Below are 639 nucleotides of genomic sequence, written 5' to 3' on the forward strand. Positions count from 1 at the left end.
GACAAGAGCACATCAAGTTAGCGACCGAATACGGTAAAACCCAGCTTAACATCGGGCATTTAGTTGACCAAAACAAAGAGCAGCGCGGTGAGGGATTTGAACTGCGCACCGATGAGTGGGGAGCGATTGCTGCCAATAAAGGTTTATACCTGACCAATCAGACCGAGCCTAAGGCACAGGGTAAACAACTGGATATGCAAGGTGCCATTACCCAGCTTGAAAATGCGTTATCCATTGCCAAAGCACTGCAAAATGCAGCAAACTCATCTGAAGCCCATGGTGCGGACACTGACAGTCAGGAGCAACTTAAAGCGACATTAACCCAATTAGCCCAAAGTGGCATTATTGCTTATGCACAAGAGGGTATTGCTTTAACCAGTCCGGAAAACATCCAATTGTCAACGTCAAATAGCGTTTCAATGACCAGTGAAAACCAGACTGACATCAATGCGTTAAAAAACATAACCGTCTCATCCGGTGAATCAATCGGTCTGTTTGCTCATAAATCAGGAATGAAAGTCTTTGCCAATCAGGGTGATGTTAACGTGCAGGCACAAAATGCCAACCTGAATATGGCTGCCAAGCAAGATATTAAAATAGACAGTGTCGATGGAAAATTAACGGTCACCGCAAGTGAAG

General features: G+C 44.9%; 1 protein-coding gene. It reads left to right on the forward strand.

From position 1 onward, the window contains the following. On the forward strand, positions 1-639 hold a 639-nt coding region (locus H3S73_RS13525; RefSeq protein WP_198248919.1), incomplete at both ends, for a type VI secretion system Vgr family protein.

The sequence above is a fragment of the Gilliamella sp. B14384G12 genome (assembly GCF_016101825.1).
GTDB classification, from domain to species: Bacteria; Pseudomonadota; Gammaproteobacteria; order Enterobacterales; family Orbaceae; genus Gilliamella; species Gilliamella apicola_N.